21 protein-coding genes, 1 tRNA gene and 2 pseudogenes are annotated in these 26,023 nt (G+C 57.6%); 9 read left to right on the forward strand and 15 right to left on the reverse strand.

Features of this window, described 5'->3' with window-relative positions:
* Positions 1 to 58: 58 nt before the first annotated feature.
* The 5 genes from mtgA to ACR0D9_RS07635 form a co-directional block, all read right to left on the reverse strand.
* A complete protein-coding gene (gene mtgA, locus ACR0D9_RS07615) occupies positions 59 to 793 on the reverse strand; it encodes a monofunctional biosynthetic peptidoglycan transglycosylase (protein WP_480538270.1) in 735 nt (244 codons plus the stop codon).
* A gap of 39 nt (positions 794 to 832) precedes the next feature.
* Positions 833 to 1,747 carry a Hint domain-containing protein gene (locus tag ACR0D9_RS07620; protein WP_480487081.1) on the reverse strand — a complete coding sequence of 305 codons (915 nt, stop codon included), beginning with the start codon at positions 1,745 to 1,747 and terminating at the stop codon, positions 833 to 835.
* Positions 1,748 to 1,928: 181 nt separating this feature from the next.
* A complete protein-coding gene (gene gltB, locus ACR0D9_RS07625; RefSeq protein WP_480487079.1) occupies positions 1,929 to 6,461 on the reverse strand; it encodes a glutamate synthase large subunit in 4,533 nt (1,510 codons plus the stop codon).
* The gene (locus ACR0D9_RS07630; RefSeq protein WP_480487077.1) at positions 6,458 to 6,895 is read right to left on the reverse strand and encodes a GFA family protein; all 438 of its coding nucleotides are present in this window, start codon (positions 6,893 to 6,895) and stop codon (positions 6,458 to 6,460) included. Before ACR0D9_RS07630 ends, gltB begins: the two co-directional genes overlap by 4 nt.
* A gap of 24 nt (positions 6,896 to 6,919) precedes the next feature.
* Positions 6,920 to 8,353, reverse strand: coding sequence for an NAD(P)-dependent oxidoreductase (locus ACR0D9_RS07635; protein WP_480538272.1), 1,434 nt, complete (start codon positions 8,351 to 8,353; stop codon positions 6,920 to 6,922).
* A gap of 231 nt (positions 8,354 to 8,584) precedes the next feature.
* Here ACR0D9_RS07635 and ACR0D9_RS07640 point away from each other — a divergent pair, with 231 nt between their 5' ends.
* Positions 8,585 to 9,388: an undecaprenyl-diphosphate phosphatase gene (locus ACR0D9_RS07640; protein WP_480538274.1), complete on the forward strand. Its 804-nt coding sequence runs from the start codon at positions 8,585 to 8,587 to the stop codon at positions 9,386 to 9,388.
* Here ACR0D9_RS07640 and ACR0D9_RS07645 read toward each other — a convergent pair whose 3' ends face one another.
* Positions 9,389 to 10,372, reverse strand: coding sequence for a complex I NDUFA9 subunit family protein (locus ACR0D9_RS07645; RefSeq protein WP_480538275.1), 984 nt, complete (start codon positions 10,370 to 10,372; stop codon positions 9,389 to 9,391).
* 201 nt (positions 10,373 to 10,573) lie between these two features.
* Here ACR0D9_RS07645 and ACR0D9_RS07650 point away from each other — a divergent pair.
* Positions 10,574 to 10,660, forward strand: a tRNA-Leu gene (locus ACR0D9_RS07650).
* A gap of 222 nt (positions 10,661 to 10,882) precedes the next feature.
* Positions 10,883 to 11,080, forward strand: a pseudogene (locus ACR0D9_RS07655) (hypothetical protein); the annotation flags it as partial.
* 202 nt (positions 11,081 to 11,282) lie between these two features.
* Here ACR0D9_RS07655 and ACR0D9_RS07660 read toward each other — a convergent pair.
* Positions 11,283 to 12,236, reverse strand: coding sequence for an AraC family transcriptional regulator (locus ACR0D9_RS07660; RefSeq protein WP_480484587.1), 954 nt, complete (start codon positions 12,234 to 12,236; stop codon positions 11,283 to 11,285).
* A gap of 136 nt (positions 12,237 to 12,372) precedes the next feature.
* On the opposite strand from ACR0D9_RS07660, the gene ACR0D9_RS07665 reads away from it, so the two are divergent.
* Both ACR0D9_RS07665 and ACR0D9_RS07670 read left to right on the forward strand, forming a co-directional pair.
* A complete protein-coding gene (locus ACR0D9_RS07665) occupies positions 12,373 to 12,894 on the forward strand; it encodes a DUF4142 domain-containing protein (RefSeq protein WP_480484586.1) in 522 nt (173 codons plus the stop codon).
* Positions 12,894 to 13,241: a cupredoxin domain-containing protein gene (locus ACR0D9_RS07670; protein ID WP_480484585.1), complete on the forward strand. Its 348-nt coding sequence runs from the start codon at positions 12,894 to 12,896 to the stop codon at positions 13,239 to 13,241. The genes ACR0D9_RS07665 and ACR0D9_RS07670 overlap by 1 nt, the downstream gene beginning before the upstream one ends.
* Positions 13,242 to 13,503: 262 nt before the next feature.
* Here ACR0D9_RS07670 and ACR0D9_RS07675 read toward each other — a convergent pair whose 3' ends face one another.
* Both ACR0D9_RS07675 and ACR0D9_RS07680 read right to left on the reverse strand, forming a co-directional pair.
* Positions 13,504 to 14,139, reverse strand: coding sequence for a glutathione S-transferase family protein (locus ACR0D9_RS07675; protein WP_480538277.1), 636 nt, complete (start codon positions 14,137 to 14,139; stop codon positions 13,504 to 13,506).
* Complete coding sequence (locus tag ACR0D9_RS07680) at positions 14,139 to 14,882, reverse strand: ATP-binding cassette domain-containing protein (RefSeq protein ID WP_480484583.1); 744 nt, start codon at positions 14,880 to 14,882, stop codon at positions 14,139 to 14,141. Before ACR0D9_RS07680 ends, ACR0D9_RS07675 begins: the two co-directional genes overlap by 1 nt.
* A 260-nt stretch (positions 14,883 to 15,142) precedes the next feature.
* On the opposite strand from ACR0D9_RS07680, the pseudogene ACR0D9_RS07685 reads away from it, so the two are divergent.
* A pseudogene (locus ACR0D9_RS07685) lies at positions 15,143 to 15,397 on the forward strand (PfkB family carbohydrate kinase); the annotation flags it as partial.
* A gap of 128 nt (positions 15,398 to 15,525) precedes the next feature.
* Here ACR0D9_RS07685 and ACR0D9_RS07690 read toward each other — a convergent pair.
* Together ACR0D9_RS07690 and ACR0D9_RS07695 are read right to left on the reverse strand one after the other, a co-directional pair.
* Positions 15,526 to 17,724: an adenylate/guanylate cyclase domain-containing protein gene (locus ACR0D9_RS07690; RefSeq protein ID WP_480487065.1), complete on the reverse strand. Its 2,199-nt coding sequence runs from the start codon at positions 17,722 to 17,724 to the stop codon at positions 15,526 to 15,528.
* A 185-nt stretch (positions 17,725 to 17,909) separates the two neighbouring features.
* The gene (locus ACR0D9_RS07695) at positions 17,910 to 18,401 is read right to left on the reverse strand and encodes an RNA pyrophosphohydrolase (protein ID WP_480538279.1); all 492 of its coding nucleotides are present in this window, start codon (positions 18,399 to 18,401) and stop codon (positions 17,910 to 17,912) included.
* Between the two features lie 137 nt (positions 18,402 to 18,538).
* Between ACR0D9_RS07695 and ACR0D9_RS07700 the strand changes: the two genes are divergently transcribed.
* Positions 18,539 to 20,566 carry an FAD-dependent oxidoreductase gene (locus ACR0D9_RS07700; RefSeq protein WP_480484579.1) on the forward strand — a complete coding sequence of 676 codons (2,028 nt, stop codon included), beginning with the start codon at positions 18,539 to 18,541 and terminating at the stop codon, positions 20,564 to 20,566.
* A 20-nt stretch (positions 20,567 to 20,586) separates the two neighbouring features.
* Here ACR0D9_RS07700 and ACR0D9_RS07705 read toward each other — a convergent pair whose 3' ends face one another.
* The gene (locus ACR0D9_RS07705) at positions 20,587 to 21,195 is read right to left on the reverse strand and encodes a LysE family translocator (RefSeq protein ID WP_480484578.1); all 609 of its coding nucleotides are present in this window, start codon (positions 21,193 to 21,195) and stop codon (positions 20,587 to 20,589) included.
* A gap of 423 nt (positions 21,196 to 21,618) precedes the next feature.
* Here ACR0D9_RS07705 and ACR0D9_RS07710 point away from each other — a divergent pair, with 423 nt between their 5' ends.
* Positions 21,619 to 22,524, forward strand: a complete 906-nt coding sequence (locus ACR0D9_RS07710; protein WP_209505110.1) for a LysR family transcriptional regulator — start codon at positions 21,619 to 21,621, stop codon at positions 22,522 to 22,524.
* Positions 22,525 to 22,576: 52 nt separating this feature from the next.
* On the opposite strand, the gene ACR0D9_RS07715 is transcribed toward ACR0D9_RS07710, so the two are convergent.
* Positions 22,577 to 23,494: a hydrogen peroxide-inducible genes activator gene (locus ACR0D9_RS07715; RefSeq protein ID WP_480538281.1), complete on the reverse strand. Its 918-nt coding sequence runs from the start codon at positions 23,492 to 23,494 to the stop codon at positions 22,577 to 22,579.
* A gap of 98 nt (positions 23,495 to 23,592) precedes the next feature.
* Between ACR0D9_RS07715 and ACR0D9_RS07720 the strand changes: the two genes are divergently transcribed.
* Positions 23,593 to 24,555: a sodium-dependent bicarbonate transport family permease gene (locus tag ACR0D9_RS07720; RefSeq protein ID WP_480506523.1), complete on the forward strand. Its 963-nt coding sequence runs from the start codon at positions 23,593 to 23,595 to the stop codon at positions 24,553 to 24,555.
* On the opposite strand, the gene ACR0D9_RS07725 is transcribed toward ACR0D9_RS07720, so the two are convergent.
* Positions 24,548 to 25,450 carry an OmpA family protein gene (locus tag ACR0D9_RS07725; RefSeq protein ID WP_480538283.1) on the reverse strand — a complete coding sequence of 301 codons (903 nt, stop codon included), beginning with the start codon at positions 25,448 to 25,450 and terminating at the stop codon, positions 24,548 to 24,550. The two genes, ACR0D9_RS07720 and ACR0D9_RS07725, sit on opposite strands and share 8 nt — an antisense overlap.
* Entirely contained in the window at positions 25,447 to 26,019 is a 573-nt protein-coding gene (locus ACR0D9_RS07730) for a peroxidase-related enzyme (protein ID WP_209505114.1), read from the reverse strand. The genes ACR0D9_RS07725 and ACR0D9_RS07730 overlap by 4 nt, the downstream gene beginning before the upstream one ends.
* Between the last annotated feature and the right edge of the window lie 4 nt (positions 26,020 to 26,023).

Here is a 26,023-nt window from a genome sequence, read left to right on the forward strand (position 1 = left end):
GGGCTTCCAATCGAACCAGTGAGTACCCGACAGATTTAGCCTTGGCAGGCGACGGGTTTCAATCCTCGAAACAATCTGCGCGACCATCTGCGCGGATGGTGGCCGCCCCATCCAGAATAGATGCCGCCCGCCTGCGCGTTTGCGCCGTCGGGTCAGTGACCGATCTGTTGCGCGGTGACGGCAGAATGGCGGCAATCCGCGCCGCCTGAACCGAGGTAAGCTTTGAGGCGCTGGTGTTGAAATACCGTTGCGCGGCAGCCTCGACCCCAAAAACACCATTCCCGGTTTCGGCAACGTTCAGATAGACCTCGAGAATTCGCTGCTTGCTCCAGAAAATCTCGACCACAGGTGTGATCGAAGTTTCCAACGCCTTGCGTATCCAACTGCGCCCTTGCCAAAGAAATACGTTCTTCACAACTTGCTGTGTAATCGTCGAGGCGCCGCGATTCCCGCCATCCTCAAGCGCATCGCGAATGGCCTCTACGTCAAATCCCCAGTGCAGGCAGAAATTTGCATCCTCTGCTGCCACGACCGAACGCGCCATGATCGGAGCCATGTCCTCGATCGGCACCCATTCGCGCTCAACCTTTCCCAAACGGCGCCATTCCGACCAGATCGTATGGGTTACGGGTGGGTTCACAACCGAATACAACAGGATTATCGCAAGCAAAGCTCCGGCAATTGCCGCAACCGCACGAGTCAGCCAACGGCGAATCTGACGCACCGTAGGTGTTTTTCTGCTGGATGCCTTGTTTTTCTTACCGCTTGATTTGCGGGCTGCTTTCTTCGCCATGCCTCAGCTATACGACGCGCGGTCCGGGTTTGAAACGGCCTAAATCGCGAAAGCGCGCGCTTCGCGCGGGTGAACAACCGGTCGTGCGGTTTCTACCGACATCGGATCATGACCTGCCAGTTCAGGGAACAAGTGCAGGACCTCGCTCTGCGTTTCGCGGTCCGAGGCCGACAACGCGTGCCCCGGATAATAGCTTTCGCTTTTGGCGCCATTGGCGATGACGATCTCGTGCTGCTTGAACAAAAGGTGGAAATACTCCACCTCGCCGCCTTCCACCCGGGTCACCGTTTTTCCATTGACCAGAGCATGTGCCGGAATCAGCGCTTCAGCGTGCCCAGACAAGTACGAGGCCCGCCAGTCTTCAACCAGCATCCGATGCTGAGGCGAAACAAGCAGCGGACGATCCAGGTCAAACACTCCGGCCTCAAACCGGATCGGGGCCAGCTTTCCTTCGGCCGCCACCACTGTACGCCCAACCCAGATCAAAGGCTGGGGGCCATGATCCACGGTCGTGACCAGATCGCCGACTTCAAGATCTTCAACCGCACGTTCGCCTTCCGGGGTCGCTATCATGGTGCCCGGCGTGAAACAGGGCGGACCCAGATTGCCGACATTCAGCGGCCCCTGTGTGTTGACGAAGGTGGCTGAAACAAATGTTCCCGGCTGCAGGACCTGGCCGTCTGTCGGTGTGAAAACCCGAGATCCGTCAGCCAGATAAAACGTGGTGCCGGTATAGGTTACGTTCCCGACGCCCGCCACGTTGATGGTAACAGTGTCCCCTGGCCAGGAATTCGTGACGTCCTGACCGTTGACGGTGTCGCCGCTCGGTGCATCGATTTCGTTGTCATCGTCTGCATCGATCAAAGTGAAGCTGCTAACAGTGACTGCCGTTCCCGCAGGTGGCGGGTTTGCTGGATCGAAAGTATAAAACTGATCCTGATACGGTGTTGGCATCCGGTTGCCCCTGTTTGCTTATCATCTGGCGCCTAGATCGGCCCATGATTGTCGCCTGAGTGTGAAGAAAGATTGGCGATTTTCGGATAAACGGGCAAGACCTGCACTGAAACGTCGTTAACATACGAACCCCGCGTGGTGCAAATGACACGCGGGGCTTTTAGAGACAATAGGTTTCGGCTTATTCCGCCGGAACTGCTTTGGCTTCAACACTCAGCGGGTGGCTGAGCTTGTTCAGCATCTCCTTCGGGCAAACCTGCAGGAAGTTGCCTTTTTCCACTTCCCAGTGCTGAAGAATGTCAGTGGCCTTGCGGCTTTGCGATTCAGCAGCATGGCGCATGATGAGCGATTTCAACTGCTCTTCCCAGTGATCCACAGTGACCGGGCAAGTGACCAGCGTTTCCCTATTCATCAGCGCCTCAGCCTTGCCTTCGGGATCATACAGATAGGCCATGCCGCCTGTCATGCCCGCGCCAAAGTTGGCTCCGATCGTTCCAAGGATAACGGCGACACCGCCGGTCATGTATTCACACCCGTTGGAACCGCACCCCTCGACAACAACCTTGGCACCAGAGTTCCGGACCGCGAACCGTTCACCGGCGCGACCGGCCGCGAACAGATACCCGTCGGTGGCGCCATAGAGCACAGTATTGCCAATGATCGTGTTGTCATCTGCTTTCAGCGGGCTGACCTGCGGTGGACGCACGACGATCATACCGCCGGACAGGCCCTTACCGACATAGTCATTGGCATCGCCCGACACTTCCAGCTTCAGACCGGGGGCCGCAAAAGCTCCCAGCGATTGCCCGGCCGAGCCCTGCAGTTTCACATGCAGATGGTCGTCCTGAAAGGTGTTCCGCATCCCGAAATTCTGCACAATATGGCTGGACACTCGGGTTCCAACGGTCCGGTGTGTGTTCTGCACTGCATAAGACAGCTGCATCTTTTCACCATCCTTCAGGAACCGGGCCGCATCACGAACAATTTCGGCGTCCAGCGTATCCGGCACCGCGTTGCGCTCTTTGTCGCGGTTGTAGATGATGTTATGTGCCCCATCGACAGTGATCAGCAGCGGGTTCAGATCGAGATCATCCAGATGAGCGGACCCACGGCTGACCTGAGCCAGCAGATCGGCCCGACCGATGATTTCATCAATCGAACGCGCGCCGAGGCTGGCCAGCAGCTCGCGCACTTCCTGCGCGTAGAAGGTGATCAGATTGACGACCTTATCCGCATTGCCGGTGAATTTGGCGCGCAGGGATTCATCCTGCGTACACACGCCCACCGGACAGGTGTTCGACTGACACTGACGCACCATGATACAGCCCATGGCGATCAGCGCAGCGGTACCGATGCCGAATTCCTCGGCCCCCATCATCGCGGCCATGACAATGTCGCGCCCCGTGCGCAGGCCACCGTCGGTCCGCAGGGTGACGCGGTCGCGCAGGTTGTTCATCGCCAGAACCTGATGCGCCTCGGTCAGGCCCATCTCCCACGGCAGACCAGCGTATTTGATCGAGGTCGCAGGCGACGCGCCTGTACCGCCATTGTGACCCGAAATAAGGATAATATCCGCTTTCGCTTTGGCTACACCGGCAGCAATCGTGCCAACGCCCGAGGACGCTACCAGCTTGACCGTCACCTTGCAGCGCGGGTTGATCTGCTTCAGATCGTAGATCAGCTGCGCCAGATCCTCGATCGAATAGATATCGTGGTGCGGCGGCGGCGAGATCAGCGTCACGCCCTTGGTCGAATGGCGCAGGCGCGCGATCAGGTCGGTGACCTTCATACCTGGCAACTGACCACCTTCGCCGGGTTTTGCACCCTGAGCGACCTTGATCTCAAGCTCCTCACACTGGTTGAGGTATTCCGCAGTCACACCAAACCGACCTGAAGCCACCTGTTTGATCTTGGCCGAAGGGTTGTCGCCATTGGGTTCAGGCACGAAATGTGCCGGATCTTCGCCACCTTCGCCACTGTCGGATTTCGCACCGATCCGGTTCATCGCCACGTTCAGTGTTTTATGCGCTTCTGGCGACAATGCACCCAGCGACATACCTGGCGTGACAAAGCGTTTGCGGATCGAGGTGATCGATTCCACCTCTTCGATCGGCACCGGCTTGCCCAGCGGTTTGAAATCCATCAGATCGCGCAGATGAATTGGCGGGTTCGACTGCATCTTGGCTGAATACTGTTTCCACAGCTCATACGAAGCCTTGTTGCAGGCCATCTGCATCATGTGCATCGAGGTCGCTTCCCACGCGTGGGTCTCACCTGACTTACGCGCCTTGTAGAAACCACCGATGGGCAGCACATCCAGACCGCTGTTCCAACCCTTGGCATGGATTTCTTCGGCCTTGGCCTGAATACCTTTGATACCTATGCCCGAGATACGGCTGGTCATTCCAGGGAAATACTCGGCCACCATGGCACGGCTGAGGCCAACGGCCTCAAAGTTCAGACCACCGCGATAAGACGAAATGACCGAGATGCCCATCTTGGCCATGATCTTCAGCAAGCCCTGATCGATCGCCTCGCGATAGCGCGCGACGTTTTCGGTCAGGCTTCCGTCCAGCAAACCGCGATCGATACGGTCAGCCAAAGAATCCTCGGCCAGATAGGCGTTCACCACAGTCGCGCCACAGCCGATCAGAACGGCAAAGTAATGCGGGTCTACACATTCAGCCGAACGGACGTTCAACGAACAGAAGGTCCGCAAACCCTGACGCGTCAAATGGGAATGCACAGCGCTGGTCGCGAGGATCATTGGCATCGCAATCCGATCCTCGCCCGACCGCATATCAGACAAGACGATATGCCCGGCACCAGATCGCACAGCTTCTTCGGATTCGGCTCTGATACGGGCCAAAGCCGCGCTCAATGCGCCTTGACCAGCCTCGAAGCTACAGTCGATTTCCGCCAGCGGCGCATCAAAGTTCTCAACCAGCTTGTCCCATTGCGCGTTGCCGACAAAGGGGCTTTCCAGAACCACGATCTCGGTCTGGCTGCTGTCTTCGTCCAGCACGTTCTTGAGGTTGGCAAACCGGGTTTTCAGCGACATCACGCGGTATTCACGCAGGCTGTCGATCGGCGGGTTGGTCACCTGGCTGAAGTTCTGACGGAAAAAATGGCTGAGTGGGCGGTATTGCTTTGACAGAACAGCCGAGGGCGTATCATCCCCCATGGATGCCAGGGCTTCCTTGCCGTCTTCCGCCATCGGAGCAAGGATTTGTTCCAGCTCTTCCACCGAGTATCCCGCAGCAATCTGGCGCTTGCGCAACTCGCCACCCGCAAAGATCGGAACTTCGCTCACACCCGCAAGCGTTTCGTCCAGATCGTTTATCTTGCCAACCCATTCGCCAAATGGCAGCGCGCGGGCCAGCTTGTTCTTGATCTGGGTATCGCGGTACAGCTTGCCCTTTTTCATGTCGACCGCCAGCATCTGACCCGGCCCCAACGCGCCTTTTTCGGTCACGGTAGCTTCGTTGATCGGCACCATTCCGGCCTCGGATCCTGCGATGACAAGGCCATCGCCAGTCACAACGTACCGCATGGGGCGCAACCCGTTCCGGTCCAGACCGGCGCAGACCCAGCGTCCATCGGTCATCGCCAGCGCGGCCGGGCCATCCCATGGCTCCATCACCGAGTTGCAGTAGGAATACATGTCGCGCCACGCTTGCGGCAGCTCGACCGCCTGCTTGGACCAGCTTTCCGGAACCAGCATGGTTTTTGCCATCGGGGCCGACCGCCCCGCGCGCACCAGAACCTCGAAAACCGAGTCTAATGCGGCAGAATCTGACGAACCACCTGCGATGATTGGCTTGATATCTTCAGCATAGTCACCAAAGGTTCCGCTGGCCATCCGGATCTCATGGCTTTTCATCCAGTTGACGTTGCCCTTGAGGGTGTTGATCTCGCCGTTGTGGGCCAGCATGCGGAATGGCTGCGCCAGCCACCATTGCGGAAACGTGTTGGTCGAATAACGCTGGTGGTAAATCGCGAATGCCGATTCAAAGCGTTCGTCCATGAGATCGGGATAGAATACAGCGACCTGTTCGGCCAGCATCATACCCTTGTAGATGATCGACCGGCAGGACAGCGACGCAAGATAAAGACCAGAGATACCCGACACCAAAGCCGCTTTTTCGATGCGGCGACGGATGACATAGAGCTCGCGCTCGAAAGTTTCTTCGTCCACACCCTTGGAGTTCGAGATCAGGATCTGCTCAATCTCGGGGCGGGTTGCGTTGGCCTTTTCCCCAAGGCAAGTCACATCGACCGGCACGTGTCGCCAGCCATAGATGTAGTAACCCATACGCAGAACTTCGCTTTCGACGATGGTCCGGCACCGCTCCTGCGCGCCGAAATCGGTGCGGGGCAGGAAAACCTGACCAACAGCAATCAGCTCATTCAGCTTGGGTTCGTGACCCGTGCGGCGGACCTGATCATAGAAGAAGGGAACCGGAATCTGCACATGGATGCCCGCGCCATCGCCGGTCTTGCCATCCGCGTCAACGGCCCCGCGATGCCAGATCGCTTTCAGGGCATCGATCCCGGCATCCACCACCTTGCGCGACCGTTTGCCATCCACGGACACAACAAGGCCCACACCGCACGAAGAATGCTCTTCTGCCTCGGAATAGAGACCATTTTCGGCCATCCACTTGCGTTTTGCTTCTTCTGCCCGCACCCAATCGGCATCATATTTGGTCATTGGCTGTCTCCTTCGTCAGAGGGGGAATACATGGCTTCGACCTCGGCTTTGGTCATTTGCCGACGTTCACCTGCGAACGCGTATCCCTCGGGCTTTTTGTCGATATAAAGTTCAAGTTTCAGCGGGTTACCTGTTGCATTTTCAAACAGGCCAGCCGCCATTTGTGTCTGTCCGTGCATCTCACCCGGCAGCGTGATCCGATACCAGAGCGAGGATCCGCATTCGCCGCAAAAAGCACGTTCTGCCCAGTCGGACGAGGTAAATGTCTTGACCGGGCCCAGCGCTGCATAGCCTTCTTTCGCCTGAAAGGTCACCAGCATCGAACTGGTCCACCGACGGCATTGATCACAGTGACACGCCCCCAGAGCATCCCGCACAGGGGTGGCGGTGACTGTGACCGCGCCACACATGCATTGGCCTTGAAGTTCCGACATTTCGAACCCTCCTGAAAACTGGGGTTATTCCGCCGCCACGGCAGTTTTGGCGTTGAACCGGTCGATGATCGCGTCAGCGCAGTCGCGCCCGTCGCGGATCGCCCATACGACCAGTGAGGCACCGCGCACGATGTCCCCGATCGCGTACACACCATCCATTTCGGTTTCCCCGGTCTGGAATGCTGCCCTGACCGTTCCCCATCGGGTGACAGGCAAGTCGGGCTGCCCGAACAAGGTGGGCAGGTCTTCAGGCTCAAAACCCAATGCCTTGATCACCAGATCGGCGCCCTCAACATAATCCGCGCCTTCGATCACTTCGGGGGCCTGGCGACCAGATGCATCGGGTTGCCCCAGACGCATCTTCTGCACCATCACGCCAGAAACCTTGTCGTCGCCCGTGAACCCCTTGGGTGCACTGAGCCATTCGAATACCACGCCTTCTTCCTCGGCGTTCTGTGTCTCGCGCTGCGAACCCGGCATGTTTGCCCGGTCACGACGGTACAGGCATTTGACCGATGTCGCGCCCTGACGGATCGACGTACGCACACAATCCATCGCGGTGTCACCACCACCGATCACGACAACCTTCTTGCCCTCGGCATTCAGCCGTCCGTTGTCGAAATCCTCAACAGTGTCACCAAAGCTTTTACGGTTTGATGCAGTCAGGAAATCGATTGCCTTCTCGATCCCGGCAAGACCACTGCCCGGCATGGACAGATCCCTCGACTTGTAAACGCCCGTTGCGATGATGATCGCGTCATGCTTAGCGTGAAGTTCAGCGAATTTTGCGGCGTCCACGTCGCAGTTCAATACGAACTCGACACCGCCGTCCGCCAACAGGTCGTTACGCCGCTGGACGACTTCTTTTTCCAGCTTGAAGCCCGGAATGCCATACATCAGCAGACCACCCGCACGGTCGTAGCGGTCATAGACCGTGACCTGAACACCGGCCCGACGCAGCATGTCCGCCGCGGCAAGACCACCCGGCCCGCCACCGATAATGCCGACGCTTTCACGGCGCTCTGTCGCAGGGACCACTGGTTTGACCCAGCCTTTGTCCCACGCCGTGTCGGTAATGTACTTTTCGATCGTGCCGATGGTGACCGTTCCGTGGCCGGATTGTTCGATCACGCAATTTCCTTCGCACAAACGGTCTTGCGGGCAGATGCGGCCGCAAATCTCGGGGAAGGTGTTTGTCGCCTGGCTGGTTTCGTAAGCCTCTTCCAGCCGTCCGGTTGCAGTCAGCCGCAACCAGTCGGGAATGTTGTTATGCAGCGGGCAGTGCGATTGACAGTAGGGCACACCGCATTGACTGCAACGGCTGGCCTGTTCTGCTGCTTTCTCGGCAGCGAACTCGGCATAAATTTCGTTAAAGTCTTCTCTGCGGTCATTGGCGGCACGCTTTTCCGGCATGACGCGGTCGATCTGCACAAATTTCAGCATCGGTTGCTTGGCCACGGGTCAGACTCCATGAATTGGCTTGGTTGGATTTCTTTATGCGATGCGCAAACGGATGAAAAGTCATATATGCTGACCTATTGTGAGAATTTTCCACCCACTCACTCGAAATCTGTGAATTCTTAAAGGAATTTTAGGTACGATTCGGACCTATATGAAGACTTTCCTTTTCCCCACCACCCTTATAGCCATACACCACATAAAAAACGTGGCGGCAGCACGGCAGGGCAGATGAGTCTTTTCCACCTGATTCTCGTGGCAATCATTCAGGGAATAACTGAGTTTTTGCCCATTTCGTCTTCGGGTCACCTGATCCTGCTGCCGAACTTGTCGGGCCTTCAGGATCAGGGTCAGGCCATAGACATCGCGGTGCACGTGGGAACCCTTGGAGCGGTCGTTCTGTATTTCTGGGCGGATGTGAAGCAGGCTCTTGCCGGGGTGCCGCGCGCCCTGACCGGCCGGACAGATACGCCGCAGGCCCGTTTGGCTCTTGGTCTGATCATTGCGACACTTCCAACCGTGATTGCAGGTCTGATTCTGCATCTGACCGGGTTAAGCGAGGCCATGCGTTCGATCGCTGTAATCGGGTGGACGATGCTGGGCTTTGGCCTGCTGCTTTATTGGATTGACCAGAAAGGCCCCCAAAAGAAAGAGGCGTCTGATTGGGGTATTCGCGATGCTTTCGTCATGGGGCTGTGGCAGGTTCTTGCGCTGATCCCCGGAACATCGCGGTCCGGGATCACCATTACAGGGGCACGTCAATTGGGCTATACCAGAGAAGACGGCGCGCGGATTGCCATGCTGATGTCAATCCCAACCATTCTGGCCTCTGGCACACTGCTTGCACTGGATGTGATACGCGACGCTGATGCGCAACTGGCCCGGGATGGGGCCATTGCCGCGGCATTTGCTTTTGTCTCAGCACTATTGGCGCTTAGCCTTATGATGCGACTGCTGCGCAGTGTCAGCTTTACGCCCTATGTGATCTACCGCGTCATTCTGGGCGCAGCATTGTTGTTCATGGCCTACAGCTGATCAGATACGCAGGTTTTTCGCAGAGTTCTGAATGTCATCATACTGCCCCGACGGGCGGAACTTCCACAGATATTCCGGCAGCACCGATTCCAGAGTGGTCGGCGCAATGCCTAGGTCCGCAAAGGACTTGGCCCCGTCAGATACCACGTTGTCATGACGCAGATTCCTGACTTGATCGCGGGTCAAAATGTTGTTCGGGAACAGCTGGAAGCTGACGAATTTTGCGATATCCAGCACACCCGCCATAATCCGGGCAGCAAAAAACGGCAGGCCGACAATGATGCGCCGCCGGTGGACAACTTCAAGCATCTGCTGCATCAGGGCGCGGAAGGTTTTCACTTCCGGTCCGCCAAGCTCGTACACGCCCGGCTCTGCCTGCCCCAGAATACCTTTGATCGCTGCCTGGGCCACGTCGTCCACGTAAACCGGCTGAAATTTGGTCTCGGCACCAACCACTGGCAGGAACGGACCCATGCGGGTCATCCCGGCAAATCGGTTATAGAACTGATCCTCGGTACCGAAGATTACAGATGGGCGAAGGATCACCGCATCCGGTATGTGCTTCAGCACACCTGCCTCGCCCAGCGCTTTGGTCCGGGCATAATCGCTGGCCGCGTTTGCATCCGCACCGATGGCCGAAATATGCACCATTCGACCAATGCCCTGCTGTGCGGCCAGGCGCGCAATACGCTCGGCCCCTTCGGCCTGAACGGCATCAAACGCGTTCTTGCCCAGTTCATTCAGAACACCTACGCAGTTCACCACGACATCGGCGCTCTGCATCGCCAGCGCGACCGAGGCGTCATCGCGGATATTGCACAGCACAGGCTCAACCTGTCCCACGACGCCGTAGGGTTTCACGAACATGGCTTCGTTCGGGCGTCGTACAGCCACCCGCACACGCCACCCCTCACTCGCCATACGTCGCGCGATGTAGCGACCGACAAATCCCGATCCGCCATAAATCGTCACCAGTTTCGACATGAGAGGGCTCCTGCTGAGAAATTGCGCTCTAGAACTAACGCTCGCAGGCCAGCCAAACAAGGCACTAATTCGCCGCGCCGGTCATGAAATACTGAGGCCAAAATCTCAGTTCGAAAACCGAATTCAAAAAACTTTCAAAATTCATTCAGAATCCGGTTGACGCCCCCCGCCAGTCAGCTTAAACGCCGCTCCACGACACCTGCCCAGGTGGCGGAATTGGTAGACGCGCTAGCTTCAGGTGCTAGTGTCCGTATGGACGTGGAGGTTCGAGTCCTCTCCTGGGCACCATCTTTACCTCAAAAATATATAAATCACAAGAGCTTAGCGGAAAGTTCAAACCTGTAAAGGTGACACAAGAGGTGACGCAATGCCTCTAATCATCTTTGCAGCAGAAGCGATTCTGATCATGGCTAGATACATTGAACAAAAGAACTCCAATGGTGTTTGGTAATTTCGTAGGCGTGTTCCCCAAGACGTTCGAAAGCACTACCCCAAGCTAAGCAATCGAAACGAACTCGATTTTCTCTCCAAACGAAAGACCCCAAGGAAGCGACTGTTCTGGCTCAGAGAAAAGTCACCGAACAAGATGGGTTCTGGAAAAGTGTCAGAAGGGCCGAAAGAGTATTTCAGGTTGATGGGAAAAGACCCAGAAAGCAGGCAGGAAATGGTCGCGCTCGAATAGTCTGTCTGACGTCAGACAGAGGTTGAAAACGCCCAGTCCGAGAACAAAAGGAGGCACCATCATGGCGATGGCGGCGGGATTATCGATAAGGGCGGATATATCTTTGGCGGCAAAAAGCGGAAACTTTCTTCTCCGTTGTTTTGCGACGGAAAAGTGTGCTCCTCAGCAACAGGTACTTTTGAGCACTGTCGTTGGAATGAATGCATACCCGGCAACATTGCAGATCGTTCAGACCTGAGTGGGTAACGCAGAGGTTCGAAATCTGGCAGGCGGTTGCCCGATCTCTTTCTTGAACGCGCGACTGAACGCTGCTTCCGAGGAATACCCACTCAGATCCGCGGCCTCGGCAACACTGACACCTTTCTCTACCAACGCGCTGCGGGCAATCTGCATACGCCATGCAGTCACATATTGCATCGGTGTGATCCCAAGCTTCTCGGAAAACCGCATTGCGAAACTTGTCCGAGACAATGCCGCCCTGTTGGCCAAAGAATCGACACTCCACTGCGCAGTCGGGTCATTGTGGAACGCCGTCAATGCGCGGGTAAGATGAACATCGGCGAAACCTGCGAGTTTTCCCCCTGTTCTGGCGGTATCTTCGATATGGCACCGGATAGCCTGCGCAAAAATCGCCTCTGACATCTTCAGCGCTATCAAATCACCTCCAAAACGGCCGAACCCTGCCTCGGACCCTATCACGCGCAACGTCGCTTCCAGCCAATCGCTGGCCTCGGCGCCATAATCCCGGATGACAATGCTTGGCGGCAATCGGTCAAGCAACAGATGCCTTGATCCTTCGGCTAGTGAAAAATGACCACAAATCAGCTGGTTCTCCATGTTGGGGTCGTTGCCGCCATACACCAGAACACCCTTACCATCATAGCCGGACCTTTCCAGCACGTCATCCAGCGGCAAGGCGTCTTCCGGGCCCGAAACACGACAATTCAACGTATGTGCCGCCCCGTGTGGAACCAGGATAAGATCGCCTTTGGTAAGGCGTAGCGCCCGATCTTCTCCTGCGACGCGCACTACGCACTCACCGCGATGTACATAGTGGAACCGGGCCACGTTCTGAAACGCCGGCACCTGGATCCCCCAGGGCTGTTCGCTAAGGCTGGTGCGGAAATACAGTGTCCCCTTGAGCGACAGGCGGGTCAGAATATCACTTAGCAGATCAAGCATGGTTGCTGATATTACCAAGAGTTCGATATCTGTCTACATGTTCGAACGATAGGGCATGTCTTCTGGACGGCAGGTAATTCAAAGACAAGGCAAACTGTACGCATATCAGGGCTTCAATCAACTTTGGAGATTCCAGATGAAAACCGTTTTCCTTTCTGCTGCTCTTGTCGTCGTCGGCTATGCTGCTGTTGCAGATGAGAACAAGATGAACGATCTTGAAATCGCGCATACAGCGTATACTGCCGGTGAAATCGACATCCGCTATGCGCATCTTGCTCTTGCTGTGTCCGACAATAACGACGTTCGGGATTTTGCGAACACAATGATCCGTGATCATGCGGCCGTGAACCAAGCTGCAGGGGCGTTGATCCAACAACTGAATGTAACGCCCCAGGACAACGCCCTCAGCCAGGCCCTGGTTAAAGGTTCGGTCGAGAAACGCGATGAGCTGAGCGGGCTGCGCGGTAAAGCCTTTGATTGCGCCTACGCTCAGAATGAGCTCGCTTATCATCAGATCGTGAACAAAACGGTTGAGGACGAGTTCATCCCCAACACCACCGTTGAGCCGCTCACCAACCTGCTGCAGGATGCTCTTGCCACATTCAAACAGCATGAAGGCCACGCCGAACAGATGGTGTCTGGGCTGGATTGCGGCTGATGGCTGTACTGTCACGCAGAAAGTTTGGTGCCGTACTGGGTGCGGCACCGCTTACTCTTCTGGCTGGCGCATTGGGTGCGTCCGCCGGGGCAACCAGCCATCAGATTTCTATTCGCAAATTCAAGTTCGCGCCTGAGAAACTCGAAGTTTCGGTCGGTGATGAGGTGATCTGGACCAATCTGGACATCGCGCCTCACACCGCAACGGAACAAGAGATGCAAGATTGGGACACCGGGCCGCTAGAGCGGAACGAAAAGGCAGCCGTGGTATTCGACAAACCCGGGGTTTATGCCTATTTCTGCGTGTTTCACCCGCATATGAAGGGGGCTATCGTAGTGAAAGATTAATCAGCGGCTACACGCGGGGAGCTGAGCGTCGCCGTGCTTTGATTTCTTCATCAGAGTCACCTCATTCATCCGTAAAAACCTACTTCTAAACGCCCCAAATTTTCGGTGAGATTACCACCCGGCGCGTCTGTTCAACCCGCGGCCGAAGAATACGAAAATCACACCTGCAAGAACGAGGGAGTGTCGGAGGCAGAGTATACGTGCGAAGTTGCCGTGATATTCGGCGGCGGACCAATTCCATTCCTAAAATCCTGCTGTTTTGTCACGTTTTCCTTTTGGATTGAAATAACGCGTCGCACCCGAAGAATTCGCACGCCATTGCCGTCGCAGGCTTTGCCTTAATATGCTCCGTCCAACGTGTAACATTCGGTGCATTCTCAAGTGAAAGGCAGAGATGGTTGTGGTCATTAATCCAAGGGAACAAGGCAATATCTGCAACACTGTAAGAATTGCCGCAAAGGTACTGCTGGTCATCCAATATGCTGTCCAGATACGCGATAGAACGATTAGCAATTGAGTTATACAACGCAAGCGCCTCTGGGTTGGGGTTTTCTGCAAGACCAGACCAATACTCAACCTGACCAAAGTAGGGCCCTTGAGACGAAGACTGGTAGAACAACCAAGAATTAATCTCGTCCAAACCCGTCGGCGTTTCGACAAGTCCCCATCCGGTTTTTCGAGCGAGATACAAAAGAATGGCGTTGGATTCAGTGAGTACAAATCCACCGTCATCTATGACCGGCGTTCTACCGGCCGGGTTCAACCTCAGGAACTCAGGCCGGTGCTGTTCTCCTTTTCTGATATCGATTGGAACAAACTCGTATTCGAGCTTTGTTTCCAATAGCATCATCAGAACCTTCAGAGCATTTACAGTGTTGTATCCATAGAATTTAATCATCAGAATTCGAGACCTTCTTCCGACAACCCTTCAAGATGAGGCATCAGAAAAAGCAGTTCCTCTGTGTATGAGGTCTGGGGATTGGTAAACAACTCTGCGGTTTCCTGTACTTCAAGAATACGGCCAGATTGCATAACTGCGACGCGGTCACACATCTGGCGCACAACAGGAAGGTCGTGGCTGATAAACAGCATTGTCAGGCCAAGGTGCTGCTGCAGATCTTTCAGGATATTGAGGATCTGTGCTTGAATAGAAACATCCAGCGCAGAAGTAGGTTCGTCGCAGATCAAAAAGCGTGGCTGTGTCGCCAGTGCCCGCGCTATCGAAATCCGCTGGCGTTGTCCCCCTGAAAACTCGTGAGGGAATTTTCCGGCCGCTGCGGCGCCAAGTCCAACTTGATCCAAGAGTTCATGCACACGTTTCGTCAACTCATCGCCTCCCAGAATTTTGTGGTGACGGATGGGTTCAGCAATGAGATCCAACACTTTCATACGCGGATTAAGAGATGAGTAAGGGTCTTGAAAAATCATCTGAATGTCGCGACGAAAATTCGCTTGTGCAGTCTTGTCCAACGGATTGCTCACGACTGTACCGGCGAACTCAACTTCTCCGCCATCTAACGCGTAAAGTCCGCTGATTAACCGCGCGACCGTTGACTTCCCTGAGCCGCTTTCACCGACAACACCAAATTGTCCGTCATCGTTTGCCTTGAACCCGGCTAATGTCGGGGGAATTTGTCTCAAACTTCTTTGAAAAATGAAGGGGAGTGGCAGGTTCAGTGCTTGGTCGCCGAACTTCGAAAACTGGTTGAATGGGCATATTCCGACTCCCTACTCGCCCATCCTGATCATCTGCGCGACTTGAATGCCATCCAGCGTTGCGGATGCAAAGGATTTGAAGCCGAGCATTGGGTGATCCACATCTTGATGATCCTATGGTCTTTTCAATCACGTTTCCGGGGAACTTGCCCCTGATAGCCTTCTGGAATGAAAAACCTTTCGCGCGCTCGGGTGACGGCGTGACCGTCCTGAACGGAGGCGCGCGCATCGACGTGCCGGTCAAGAGGATCGTCCCCGTAGACGCAACCGGTGCCGGAGACCAATTCGCCGCGGGGTTCCTGTATGGAATGGCCACAGGGCGCGATTACGAGACCTGTGCCAGGATCGGCAACGTCTGCGCCCGCGAGGTCATCAGCCATATCGGCCCAAGACCCGAGGCGGATATGCTGGAATTGTTGCGGGAAGAAGGGCTGCTTTGAGTCCGGAGTTGCCGATGCTGCGGCATGCTCGAACTGGTCGATAGTGCTGCAGGCGTGCAATCCCGGGCGGATAGCCGGCCTGAATCTGACCGTGCGCGCCTTTCCCAGCAGGGCTAGGAGTCAGCTTTCTACTCGCCTGAGATGCGCGTGATCGCCCTCTTGGCACGAAGCCCTATTATGGGCTCCTCAGTGACGGCCTCCAGCGCTGGCAAAGCTGCACTGGCTGGCGCGCCGATCTTTCCGAGCGTGATTACGACCTCGCGGCGCGCGCGCTTACCGCCAGTTTCAAGAACACCGAGCAGATCAGAGACCGCGCTGGCCGCCTGGGGACCGAACCAGCCCAACATCCGCAGCGTTTCGATTTGCGCTGGTCCTTCCTGCGTCTTGAGGTCTTCCAGTAGGGATGTCACGGTAGTGGTTGGCCTGAGCGCTGCGAGTTTCAACCCGTCGGCCATCTTGCGGTTTAGTTCCTCGTGATCACCGTCCCACTGCATCGGCAGCAGATAGTTTTCGGCAAGCGCCAGCCGATCCTTGTCGCGCGCCCAGGCATACATCAGGTCGTCGGCTTTCCGGCGGTCGCCCAACTGCGCGTGAATCGACGCCGCGGTGATGATCAGGTTCAGCGACTTTTTCGTTCTGGCAGTCGCCTCGTCCAGAATTTCGGCTGCCCTGTGCAACTGCCCTAACGCATAATACGCAGCTGCCTCGACAATAACGACATTGGCGGGCACACTGGGGTCAAGCCGCTTGGCAATCGCAATCTCGTCTAGACCCTGCTCGGGATTGCCCGAAGCGATTAGCGCCCAGGCCATAGTGACATGCGCCTCGGGGTCATTTGGGCCAAGCTCGATCGCCCTGGCCGCTTCTTCGATGGCCTTTGCCGAGCGCGCGGCGCCAGTTTCGCCAGTGTTCTGGTCACGGAAGTTAAGCTGCCGCATGGCGCGAATAATGTGCACCATCGACCCGCCTCTGTCGCCGGCTTTTTCAAGATGATCGGGGATCAGAACGGTATAGAGGTGGGCGCGGGAGTTACCGCGAATTTTCTGGTTCCACCGGAACACGCCATCTCGTTGAAAGGCCAGCGCCAGTGCGGCATGGGCACGGCCATAGTCGGGATCAATTTCAATCGCCCTTTCGAAATGATCCACAGCTCGGGCATTGTCGCGTTCGTTGAAGTTCGACATCAACTCCCAGCCACGTTGAAATGCCTCGCGGGCGGCGACGACTTTAGTATCGGCCCGGTTCACCTCCTCGAGTTCGTCGTCGGTCAGTTCAACCTTCAGCGCGTTGATGATCTTCAGTACAAACGCGTCCTGTGCCGCAAAAACATCCGAGGCGTCGCCGTCGAAGCGGTCAGCCCAGACGTGGTTGCCGGTGGTGGCGTCAATCAACTGAGCGTTGACGCGCAATGTGGTGCCCGAGCGCCGCACGCTGCCTTCGAGCACGTATTGCACGCCCAGGGTTTCGGCGACGTCTTTGATGCTCACCGACTTGCGCTTGTAAATGAAGGTCGAATTGCGCGCGATGACGAACAAGCCCGAAACTTTCGACAGGTCGGTGATCAGATCCTCGGTTATCCCGTCGGCCAGAGGTTCCTGTTGGGACTCGCCGCTGAGATTGTCAAACGGCAGAACCGCAACCGAGGCCTTGTCGGGTAACGGCAATGCCATCGCTTCGATCGAGGCCGCTTCGACCTTCACCGGACGGGATTGAAGCCAGTACGCCGCTCCAGCACTGATGGCCAGAAGGCCAAAAAGCGCGGCTATGACCGCGCTTGCTTTACCGTAGCGCCCGCGGGATGGCCGAACGACGGTTGGTTCGGTGCGTCTTGTGGCACGATAAACACGGACAGGCTCGGGGATGTTTTTCAGCGTCTTGTCGCCCAGATCGCCGAACGCCGCCTCAAGCTTGCCGCTGGCATGATCGACGACCGTGCGCGATACCAGCACCGAACCCGGCTCAGCGATGGATTCCAGCCGCGCGGCTACGTTGATGCCATCTCCGAAAATATCGTCGTCCCTGACAACGATATCACCCAGGTTTATCCCGATCCGAAATTGCAGGGCGTCCGGCTCGTCCGCGCGAGGCCTTATCCGGTCCTGCCAGTCCAAAGCGCAGTTCACCGCATCTACGACGCTGGCAAACTCGATCAGATAGCCGTCGCCCATCCGCTTGACGATCCGTCCCCCGTGGCGTTCGACCAATGGCGTGATGATACCTGTGTCGAGCGCCTCGAGCCGGGCAAGAATGCCAGCCTCGTCCTCGTGCATGAGGCGCGAAAAATCGACCAGGTCGGCAACAAGAATGGCTGCTAGGCGCCGCTCCATCCAGAATTCCGCTGTGGTACAAGCTATGCCTTTAAGGTTGCCCTAGCTGTTCGCGTCGTTCAATCCCTTTCGAATATTCGCAAACATCCCAGTCGCGAGCTGCAAACACAAGTCATGGGTAAGCGAAGGCCGAACTGCTGGCTTCGTCTCGCTTAGCGGAACAACCTGAAAAGCATCCCTAGCGATCAGAGTTCGTTTAGATAGTCGGAAAAAGCCTCGACCACGCGCTCATACACATCGCGCTTGAAGGGCACGATTTCGGCGATCAGCCGGTCTGGCTCCTGCCATTTCCAGCGGGTGAATTCCGGGTGGTCGGTTTCGATGTTGATCTGATCGTCGGCGCCGGTGAAGCGCAGCAGGAACCATTTTTGTTCCTGCCCGCGATAGCGTCCTTTCCAGATGTGGGGCACGATGTCATGGGGCAGGTCATAGGGCAGCCAACCCTCGGTTTCGGCGATGATTTCGACCAGATCAGCCGTGACCCCGGTTTCTTCCCACAGTTCGCGCAGGGCTGCGTCGCGGGGATCTTCGCCCTTGTCCACACCGCCCTGCGGCATTTGCCAGGCGTCTTGTGGGCCGTCGTTTCGCATGCCCACAAAAACCCTCCCCTCGGTATTCATCAGCATCAGCCCGACGCAGGGGCGATAGGGCAGTTTGGCGATTTCTTCGGGGGTCATGCGCGGCCTCATCGGGTTGTTCCGCCCACCTCTAGCAATCACCGGCGTCACAGCAAAGAGGGTGACGTGGGGTTTTGCGTGACAAAGTTGACGCGAACGTCAATCTAGCGGTCAAATTCAGGAGGGAGAGTTCCGCCATGACTGCGTACCCGAATATGCTGGCCCCGCTGGATCTGGGCTTTACCACGTTGAAAAACCGCGTGCTGATGGGCTCGATGCATACGGGGCTTGAGGAGACCGGCGACTGGAACCGGGTGGCCGAGTTCTATGCCGACCGGGCGCGGGGCGGCGTGGCCCTGATGGTGACGGGCGGGATTGGTCCGAACCTTGAAGGCTCGGTCCTGCCGGGGGCCTCGATGATGGTGAGCGACAAGGACGTGGCGCACCATTCCATCGTGACGCAGCGCGTCCATGAAGCGGGCGGCAAGATCGCGATGCAGATCCTGCACGCAGGTCGTTATGCCTATGGGCCGAAATGCGTGGCACCCAGCCCGGTGAAATCGCCGATCTCTCCGTTCCCGCCCACTGAGCTGGATGAAGAGGGCATCGAGAAGCAGATCAGCGATATCGTCAACGCCGCCGTACTGGCGCAAAAGGCAGGTTATGACGGGGTCGAGATCATGGGGTCGGAAGGGTACTTCCTGAACCAGTTCCTTGTGACCCATACCAACAAGCGCACCGACCGCTGGGGCGGGTCTTATGAGAACCGGATGCGTCTGCCGATCGAAGTTGTGCGCCGCACGCGCGAGGCGGTGGGCACCGATTTCATCATCATCTACCGGCTGTCGATGATCGATCTGGTCCCCAACGGCTCGACCCATGACGAGGTGGTGCAACTGGCGCAGGAGATCGAAAAGGCCGGGGCCACGATCATCAATACCGGCATTGGCTGGCACGAGGCGCGGATCCCTACCATCGCCACCAGCGTGCCGCGCGCGGCCTTTGCCTGGGTGACCAAGAAGCTGATGGGCAAGGTGGGGATACCGGTGATCACATCGAACCGGATCAACACGCCCGAGGTGGCCGAAGAGGTTCTTTCGACCGGCTGCGCCGACATGGTCTCGCTGGCCCGCCCGATGCTGGCGGATGCAGATTTCGTCAACAAGGCGATGGCAGATCAGGCGGCAAAGATCGCGCCTTGCATTGCCTGCAATCAGGCCTGTCTGGATCACACGTTCAGTGGCAAGCTGACCTCATGCCTCGTGAACCCGCGCGCCTGTCATGAGACGGAGCTGGTGATTGAACCGGCAAAAACGCGCAAATCCATTGCCATTGTGGGTGCAGGCCCTGCCGGTCTGTCGACCGCAATGATCGCGGCCCAGCGCGGCCACGATGTTACCCTGTTCGACCGCGCTGATGAGGTCGGCGGGCAGCTGAACATGGCCAAGCAGGTGCCGGGGAAAGAAGAATTCTGGGGTCTTGTCGACTGGTACCGTACCATGATGGATGATCTGGGCGTGACTGTCGAACTGAACCGCGAGGTAGGCGCAGATGACCTGACCGGCTTTGACGAGGTGGTCATCGCCACCGGTGTCAGCCCGCGTGATCCGCAGATACCGGGGCAGGATCGGGACAACGTGCTAAGTTACATCGACGTGCTGCGCGGCAAGGCCGAGGTTGGCAAGTCTGCTGCCGTGATCGGGGCCGGTGGCATCGGCTTTGATGTGTCCGAGTTCCTGCTGGAAGAGGGCCACAGCGCCACGACCGACCTGCCAATGTGGATGAAGGAATGGGGCGTGACGGACCCGGCTGAGCACCGTGCAGGGTTGGCGCCCGAGGGGCCGCAACCCAGCGCCCCCGCACGTCAGGTCACCCTGTTGCAGCGCAAGAAACAGGCGCATGGCAAGGGTTTGGGCAAAACCACTGGCTGGATTCACCGGGCAACGCTGAAGATGAAGAACGTCAATTTCGTGGGTAGTGTGAATTATGAACGCATCGACGATGACGGCCTGCATGTCAGCTTTGGCGAAGAGCGCGCAGACCCGACGGTGATCGCGGCCGATACCATTGTGTTATGTGCCGGTCAGGTGTCCGAACGGTCACTGGCGGACGCGCTGATCGAGCGGGGCATCACCCCCCATGTGATCGGGGGTGCGGATGTCGCCGCCGAGCTGGACGCCAAGCGCGCGATCAATCAGGGCACGCGGCTGGCGGCGAAGTTCTGATCGCCCCGGTTTAGCGTTTCCTAGTCGGACAGCGCGAGTTTTGCACCCAGTGCGCCAAAGGCCGTTGCAAAACTCCGCCTGATCCACTTCATCACCGTTGGACGGCGGATCACATAGTCGCGGGCCAGTGCTGCGCAGCCCCCGTATCCGACGAAGACAACAAAGGTCATGGCCATAAAGGCCAGGGCCAGCTGGATCAGCGCACCCCCTGCGTTCGCCGTGTCGGCTGGCAGGAACTGCGGCAGAAACGCCAGAAAGAACAGCGACAGCTTAGGGTTCAGCACGTTGATGAGCGTTCCCGTGATGGCAATCTTGAAACTGCTTTTCGCGGTCTTGTCGGCGGTGACATCCAAGGCGCCGCCACTCCTGAGGATGCCCCACGCCATGTAGAAAAGGTAAATGACACCAAGGTATTTCACGAGCTGAAACGCCACGGCACTGGTGTGCAGCAATGCGGCAAGCCCGACGATACTGGCCACGGCAGCGGGAACGATTCCCACTGTGCATCCGACCGCGGCGGCAACGCTGGCCCGGAAACCGCGGCCAAGGCCAACGGCCAGTGTGTAGATGACACCGGTGCCTGGCAGCAGCACGACGATCATGGATGTGATGAAGAATTCCAGTGACATTCAAACCCCCTGCAAATGCGCGCAGGGTCGCGAACATCCGCGAAGATGTAAATAGCGATCGGTCCGGGAACAGGGGTTGCGGCCCGGTGTCGCCGCTGGGCGTGGTGGTGAAACTTGGCTTTGAAAAGGGTTTTCGGGGTACCGTGCCCCCGGCCAAAAGACCGACAAGGACGGAGATGGAGAAAACGGATTTCCTGACCCCCTCTGTCGTCACAAAAATGCCATTCTAAGATGAACAGAAACGTATGATTGCGTGGAAAACGCAGTATCGCAGGCGTCGGGGCCGGTTTGGAAACCACTGTTTCTGCGTTTCTCATACGCAAACGATCCGATTCAAATCCCTGATATTATCCCATGTATGCCCCGATTCCGCCCAGATTCAGAGCGATAGTCGGGTTGGAAATCAAGATCTGGGGAACGAGAATGGACCGACTGACCGAAATGGAAGCCTTCGCCAACGTGGTGGACCAGGGTGGCTTCACCGATGCGGCCAAGAAGATGGGCATCTCCAAATCGGCCGTGTCCAAACACGTCTCGAGCCTCGAAGCGCGTCTGGGAGCCCGGCTGCTGAACCGCACCACGCGCCGGGTGTCGCCGACAGAAATCGGCCTGGCCTATTATGACCGCGCGCGTCGCGTTCTGAATGATGCGGGTGAAGCGGATTCGCTGGTCACATCGATGCAATCGGCCCCGTCCGGACTGCTGCGCATCAGCGTAGCCACGGATTTCGGTGTCAATCACCTGTCGCCGGTCCTGTCCGATTTCCTGGCCGTCTACCCCGACATCACCGTGAACATGGTGCTGAACAACCGCTATGTCGAACTGATTTCCGAAGGATTTGACGTGGCCGTGCGCATCGGTGAGCTGGAAGACAGCACGTTGCGCGCCCGCAAGCTGACCGAAACGGTCAAACGCATGGTCGCCGCGCCCAGCTATATCGAACGGTTCGGACGCCCGCAGAAGATCGACGATCTGAACGAACACAAGTTGCTGCACTATTCCAGCCAGTCGTCAGGCAATGTCTGGAAACTGACCGCACCGTCTGGCGAGAAGCGTCAGGTGCGCACCGCGGGTTGGCTGAGCGTGAATGACGGCCAGTCGCTGCTGAACGCGGCCATCTCGGGGCTGGGGATCGCGTATCTGCCCAGCTACCTTTATGCCGAAGCGTTGAAATCGGGGCGGGTTGTCGATGCCATGCCGTCCCTGCCGGACGAGGTACAGGGCATTTACGCCGTTTATCCGCCCGGCCGCTTCACACAACCCAAAGTACGGGCCTTCATCGATTTTCTGGTCGATGCATTCGAAGACAAAAGCCCGATGGATTGGTAGTTTCTCCCTGAAGACCAACCTTTGGCCCGCATGTCAAAGTGCGGGCCTTTTTTTATGAACCAATCACTGTCAGGCCGATGGATCGCGCGGAAGAGCGCAGGCTTTCCGTCAATACGTTCTGACCCGGCGGCGGCGTTTCGGCGTTGCGCGCCAGCAATGCGATATCGCGATTGGCATTGGGAATGGACAGCGGGCGCAGCCGTACTTCGTCGCGGTAAATGCCCTGTCTGCGGGCAAACAGATCCGGCAGTACCGCAACCCCAACCCCCGAGGCCGCCATCAAGACAATGGAATCAAGCGTTGTGCCTTCATATTCATCCGAAACCACACCACCGCATTCGGCTGCCAGCGCATAGACGATGCGCGACAGGCGGTGGCTTTGGTCAAGGGTCAGGAACAGCCGGTTCTGCAAGTCGGCAGCTCTGACGCCCTGGGGGTCCTGCGCCAGAACGTCGTCAACGGCCACCGCAACCCAGAGGGGTTCGTTGAACAAGCGGTGCTGAACGGTATTGGGGTGATCCTCGGGCGTTGACAGGATCAGGTCAAACCGACCGGATTTCAGGCCCTGTTCCAGATCGCGGGTGTTTTCCTCGCGCACGACAATGCGTAATCCGGGGCGCAGGCGGTGCACCTCTTTGATGGCTTGCGGCAGCAGGTACGGCCCGATCGAAGGCAAAACGCCCAGTCGCAACCTTCCTCCGACAGGCATATCGTTGGTCATGGCGTGGCGCAGGTCCTTGACCTCGGCAAGGATCTTTTGCGCGCGCGAGATGAACTCTTCCCCCTTTGTGGTCACCTGAATTCCACCACGGTTGCGGTCAAAGATCCGAACGCCAAGCTCTTGTTCTACGGTTGCAATTTGCGCCGACAGGCTGGGTTGACTGACATTCAGCACCTCGGCGGCCAAACTGAACCGCCCGAGGCGGCTGACCGTGACGATGTATTCCAATTGGCGCAGGGTTGGACGCATTTCATAGCCTGAAACTATATTAAACTTATAAAGATAGTATTTGGCGAAATCAATTTTGCAAGGCACCTAGCCCTGAAACGAGGGATCAGGAGACAAGTATGCCCGGAGTGATCGAGACGCTGTCCAGCAACCTGCTGGTGCCCACCATATTGTTTTTTGCCCTAGGGCTTCTGGCCGCTTTTGTGCGCAGCGATTTGTCTATCCCGGCGGGCGCGGCCAAGTTCATGTCGCTTTACCTGCTGCTGGCCATCGGGTTCAAAGGCGGTGCCAGCCTTGCCGCGCATGGCATCCACCTGCAACTGTTCCTGACCCTGCTGGGCGGCGTGGCCCTGTCCTTTACCATCCCCTTCGTGGCCTTTGCCCTGCTGAGGGTTATGACACGGCTGGATGCGTTAAATGCAGCGGCGGTCGCAGGGCATTACGGCTCGATTTCGATTGTCACCTTTGTCACCGCCACCAGCCTGCTGGATCTGGTGGGATTGACCCATGACGGGTTCATGGTGGCGGTTGCGGCAGCGATGGAGGTGCCGGCCATTCTGTCGGCGCTGTGGCTGGCGCACAAGACCGGCGGCAATGGCGTCAAGGATGACAAGCTGTGGCGTGATCTACTGGCCAATGGATCGATTGTGCTGTTGACCGGGGCGTTCCTGATCGGGGCCATAACCGGGGGTGAAGGCATGCAGATGATCGCGCCTTTCATCGTCACGCCCTTCACTGGCATCCTGTGCCTGTTCCTGCTGGATATGGGGCTTTCGGCGGGGCGCAGCCTGATCAGCAATCGCGACAAACTGTCGGTTGGCCTGTTCGCATTTGGCGTATTGATGCCCCTGATCGGCGCGCTGATGGCCTGGGCCGTCGGTGCGGTGATCGGATTGCCGCAAGGCAGCCTGTTCCTGTTCATGGTGCTGTCGGCCTCGGCGTCTTATATCGCGGTTCCGGCCGCCATGAAAATTGCACTGCCAAAGGCCGAGGCCGGGATTTATCTGACCCTGTCGCTGGGTGTGTCGTTTCCGTTCAACATCACGGTCGGATTGCCGCTGTACCTGTGGTGGGTCAGTTGACGAGCAAGACCGCCTCGACCCGGCGGTTCAGCTCGCGCCCTTCGGGGGTTGCGTTCGAGGTGAGCGGGGACAGATAGCCGACGCCCTGCGCCTCGATCCGGTCGGCGGCCACACCATGCGCATCAATCAGACGGGTGCGGACCGACTCGGCCCGGCTTTTGCTGACCGCGATATTGGCCTGCAACGCGCCGGTGTCATCGGTGTGCCCCACCAGCGCTAGGCGCATCTTGGGGTTTTCGGCCAGATACCCGGCCAGCAGGGTCAGAGAGGCGTATGTCCCTTCGCCCAACGCAACCTCACCGGTTGGGAAATGCAGATCGTCCAGTATCACGTGACCCGATGTTGCCAGCGCCTCAAGCAGCCCGCCCGACCCCTCGACTGCCTGTTCGATCACGACCGGAACAGGGTCCGGTGCATTCTGGGGTGTGACGCGGATCATCTGGACATACCCGTCCGGGGGGTTGCGGCTGACCAACAGGCTGAGGGCAACAGGCCCCTTGGTGGCCGACAGGAACCGGTAATCCTGAATGGCGACATACATATCCGGGGTCGGCACGACCTCGGTGCCAAAGCGGAAATCGAACCCGCCACAGGCGCGGGCATCACATTCGAACAGAATCTTATAGCCCTGCGCCTCGATCTGGTCGCGCAGCGGGGTCAAAAGCTGGAGGGTTGTGCTTGAGCCCGCCTGAAGCCGCCACGTGTAGCGTTCAACCCGGCCTTCGAGGGTGTCAGCAGGCACCGCGCCATTCGCGAAAGGCCCCGTTGGCAGGTCATAGCTGTCCAGCGGCGAGGTGCGGTCGCTGATTTGGCGGGCGCTGGCTGGAAGGGTCAGGTCCTGCGCCAGAACCGGCCCAGCCAGCAGCGTGGCAATGAGGGCGGCTGATCGGATCATCGAAACTGCGCGTGATACTCGGGGTTGGGCACCATTGCCGTGGCACTGGCTACCCGGTTGGACATGTTGAAGAACCCGGCGACATTGGCAATGTCCCAGATATCGCGGTCGGTAAAGCCTGCATCGCGCAGCTTCTGGCGGTCGGGTTCTTCGATCTCGGCGCTGGCGGTGGTCATTTTGGCGGCAAAGTCCAGCATCGCGCGCTGCCGGGGCTCGATCGGGGCAACGCGGTAATTCATCACCAGCATCTCACCCAGTTGCGGGTTGCCTGAAAGCTGCCGGACCGCCGCGCCGTGTGCGACCAGACAGTAGAAGCATTTGTTGATCGACGACACGACCACGGCGATCATCTCGCGTTCCAGCTTGGACAGGCCGCTGTTGGCCAGCATCAGATCGTTATACATCGCCGTGAAAGTGTTCAGCTTGTCGATATCGAAGGCGTTCGCTTTCAGCACATTCGGCACCATGCCCAGCTTTTCGACACAAATATCGAAGTATTTCTGCGTTTCCGGCGGCAGCGGATCGACCATGGGCAGGTTCAGCGCGGTGGGCATGTCTTTCTGTGTCATGGCG

This window comes from Ruegeria sp. AK11 (assembly GCF_056541095.1).

Coding starts and splice junctions, on each gene's coding strand:
- ACR0D9_RS07715 (WP_480538281.1), bottom strand. CDS start 23,494: ATGCGTCCAACCCTGCGCCAATTGGAATACATCGTCACGGTCAGCCGC.
- ACR0D9_RS07670 (WP_480484585.1), top strand. CDS start 12,894: ATGGCTGTACTGTCACGCAGAAAGTTTGGTGCCGTACTGGGTGCGGCA.
- ACR0D9_RS07700 (WP_480484579.1), top strand. CDS start 18,539: ATGACTGCGTACCCGAATATGCTGGCCCCGCTGGATCTGGGCTTTACC.
- ACR0D9_RS07630 (WP_480487077.1), bottom strand. CDS start 6,895: ATGTCGGAACTTCAAGGCCAATGCATGTGTGGCGCGGTCACAGTCACC.
- ACR0D9_RS07660 (WP_480484587.1), bottom strand. CDS start 12,236: ATGCTTGATCTGCTAAGTGATATTCTGACCCGCCTGTCGCTCAAGGGG.
- ACR0D9_RS07675 (WP_480538277.1), bottom strand. CDS start 14,139: ATGATTAAATTCTATGGATACAACACTGTAAATGCTCTGAAGGTTCTG.
- ACR0D9_RS07690 (WP_480487065.1), bottom strand. CDS start 17,724: ATGGAGCGGCGCCTAGCAGCCATTCTTGTTGCCGACCTGGTCGATTTT.
- mtgA (WP_480538270.1), bottom strand. CDS start 793: ATGGCGAAGAAAGCAGCCCGCAAATCAAGCGGTAAGAAAAACAAGGCA.
- ACR0D9_RS07695 (WP_480538279.1), bottom strand. CDS start 18,401: ATGACCCCCGAAGAAATCGCCAAACTGCCCTATCGCCCCTGCGTCGGG.
- ACR0D9_RS07725 (WP_480538283.1), bottom strand. CDS start 25,450: ATGATCCGATCAGCCGCCCTCATTGCCACGCTGCTGGCTGGGCCGGTT.
- ACR0D9_RS07665 (WP_480484586.1), top strand. CDS start 12,373: ATGAAAACCGTTTTCCTTTCTGCTGCTCTTGTCGTCGTCGGCTATGCT.
- ACR0D9_RS07730 (WP_209505114.1), bottom strand. CDS start 26,019: ATGACACAGAAAGACATGCCCACCGCGCTGAACCTGCCCATGGTCGAT.
- ACR0D9_RS07645 (WP_480538275.1), bottom strand. CDS start 10,372: ATGTCGAAACTGGTGACGATTTATGGCGGATCGGGATTTGTCGGTCGC.
- ACR0D9_RS07720 (WP_480506523.1), top strand. CDS start 23,593: ATGCCCGGAGTGATCGAGACGCTGTCCAGCAACCTGCTGGTGCCCACC.
- gltB (WP_480487079.1), bottom strand. CDS start 6,461: ATGACCAAATATGATGCCGATTGGGTGCGGGCAGAAGAAGCAAAACGC.
- ACR0D9_RS07710 (WP_209505110.1), top strand. CDS start 21,619: ATGGACCGACTGACCGAAATGGAAGCCTTCGCCAACGTGGTGGACCAG.
- ACR0D9_RS07640 (WP_480538274.1), top strand. CDS start 8,585: ATGAGTCTTTTCCACCTGATTCTCGTGGCAATCATTCAGGGAATAACT.
- ACR0D9_RS07620 (WP_480487081.1), bottom strand. CDS start 1,747: ATGCCAACACCGTATCAGGATCAGTTTTATACTTTCGATCCAGCAAAC.
- ACR0D9_RS07705 (WP_480484578.1), bottom strand. CDS start 21,195: ATGTCACTGGAATTCTTCATCACATCCATGATCGTCGTGCTGCTGCCA.